Here is a 1,725-nt window from a genome sequence, read left to right on the forward strand (position 1 = left end):
CGCCCAGGTGCTCAAGGCCAACCGCGAAATGACGGCCAGGCTGGGTCGCGCACCTACGCTGGATGAACTGGCGGACGCGGTCGGCAAGCAGGCCAGGGATGTCGCCGAGCTGTTCCGGGTCAATGAACACATCAGCTCGCTGGATGCCCCGATGTCCGAAGGGGATGATCGTTCAATGATCGAGCAGCTGGTCGAGGAGGAGGAGTTCGGTGCGGGAAACCAGCCGGATCCTGCCGGAAGTGGTCAGTTGCAGGGCTGGCTCGAAGCCCTGATTCCACGTCAGCGGACCGTTGTCGAGCGCCGCTTCGGCTTGAATGGCGAGCCGGTTCACTCACGTGCAGATATCGCCGAAGATTTCGGTGTTTCACGTGAGCGCGTTCGCCAGATTCAGGAAGAAGCCCTGAAACGGCTGCGCCAGATTTCAAAGCGCGATCAGGCGTCCTGAGTCGGATCCAGAATGAATGCGGCCACCACCCGGCGGCCCTCGGCGGCCAGCAGATTGTAGGTGCGGGCCGCGGCGGCATTGTCCATCACTTCGACGCCAATACCCTTGCGCATTATCGGCAGCAGCAAGGTGCGGTCCGGGAATTGCTGGCGCTCGCCAGTGCCGAGGATCACGACCTCCGGCTCGATCGGGAGCAGGGCGCGGATGGCATCTTCGTCAAGGCTGTCGATATCGGTTACCGGCCAGTTCTCGACGACTTGATCCGGCGCAAGCGCGAAGCTCGTGCGCAGCTCGCGGTCGATGACGACAACCGCATCCGGCCTGACCGCCCGGATGAAGAAATAGCCCTCGGCCTTGTCGTGAATCAGCTGCATGGGGCTTCAGTTGGGAAGAGGCAGCTTGGGTTCTTTTTCATTGCGCCTCCACAGCGTGGCGGTATGTCCGATCATCTGTACGACCTCGGCTTTGGAATCCACGGTCAACGCGTCAATCTGTGCCGCACGTTCAGCCTTGTCACCTCCGGAAAGCCTGATCTTTATCAGTTCGTGATGGTCCAGCGCCTGGGCCAATTCGGCAATGACATTGGCTGTGACGCCCTTCTGGCCCAGCATCACAACGGGGCTGAGGGAGTGGGCAAGACCGCGCAGGTAGCGCTTCTGGAACGAGGTAAGAGGCATGAACGGAGTCCGAATGCGGATGGGTGGCCGGCGGCAATTCGCGGCTTTCAGGGTATTATGAGGCCAATCTCATCGCTGATAAACGCGCAGTGCGCGTAGTGACTACGTCGTGGCGCGAAGCAAAACCAGTTCCCGCTGGCTCCAGGAGCACTTCAGCGACCCCTATGTGAAGCGCGCCCAGGCAGAGGGCTGGCGCTCCAGGGCGGTTTTCAAGCTGGATGAACTGATCGAACGCGACAAGCTGCTCAAACCCGGCATGCTGGTGGTCGATCTTGGCGCGGCTCCTGGCGGCTGGTCGCAGATGGTCCGCGAGCGCCTGGGTGACGCCGGCAGGATCATCGCCCTCGATATCCTGCCGATGCAGGGAGTCGGCGGTGTCGATTTCGTGCTCGGTGACTTTCGGGAGGATTCGGTTCTTGCGAAGCTCGAAGAAGTACTGGCTGGAGCAACGGTAGATCTTGTTCTTTCGGACATGGCCCCCAACATGAGCGGTGTGGGCGCAGTTGACCAGGACCGCTCGATGGGCCTGGCCGAGCTGGCCGCAGATTTTTCGGAGAACCACCTGAAACGAGGTGGGTCGTTCCTGACCAAACTGTTCCAGGG

General features: G+C 61.2%; 4 protein-coding genes. 2 read left to right on the forward strand and 2 right to left on the reverse strand.

The window, feature by feature from the left end; translation table 11 throughout:
• Nucleotides 1–445: sigma factor-like helix-turn-helix DNA-binding protein (locus WBP53_RS13130; RefSeq protein ID WP_423929631.1), on the forward strand; the 445-nt coding region annotated here is incomplete at its 5' end.
• Here the strand turns inward: WBP53_RS13130 and WBP53_RS13135 are convergent.
• Together WBP53_RS13135 and yhbY are read right to left on the reverse strand one after the other, a co-directional pair.
• Complete coding sequence (locus tag WBP53_RS13135) at nucleotides 433–819, reverse strand: Mth938-like domain-containing protein (RefSeq protein WP_423929633.1); 387 nt, start codon at nucleotides 817–819, stop codon at nucleotides 433–435. The two genes, WBP53_RS13130 and WBP53_RS13135, sit on opposite strands and share 13 nt — an antisense overlap.
• Nucleotides 820–825: 6 nt before the next feature.
• Nucleotides 826–1,122, reverse strand: coding sequence for a ribosome assembly RNA-binding protein YhbY (gene yhbY / locus WBP53_RS13140; protein WP_423929635.1), 297 nt, complete (start codon nucleotides 1,120–1,122; stop codon nucleotides 826–828).
• A gap of 109 nt (nucleotides 1,123–1,231) precedes the next feature.
• Here yhbY and WBP53_RS13145 point away from each other — a divergent pair.
• A partial coding sequence (locus WBP53_RS13145) for an RlmE family RNA methyltransferase (RefSeq protein ID WP_423929637.1) occupies nucleotides 1,232–1,725 on the forward strand: 494 nt, incomplete at its 3' end.

It is taken from the genome of Dokdonella sp. (assembly GCF_049593775.1).
In the GTDB taxonomy this organism is placed as follows: domain Bacteria; phylum Pseudomonadota; class Gammaproteobacteria; order Xanthomonadales; family Rhodanobacteraceae; genus Dokdonella.

Coding starts and splice junctions, on each gene's coding strand:
- yhbY (WP_423929635.1), bottom strand. CDS start 1,122: ATGCCTCTTACCTCGTTCCAGAAGCGCTACCTGCGCGGTCTTGCCCAC.
- WBP53_RS13135 (WP_423929633.1), bottom strand. CDS start 819: ATGCAGCTGATTCACGACAAGGCCGAGGGCTATTTCTTCATCCGGGCG.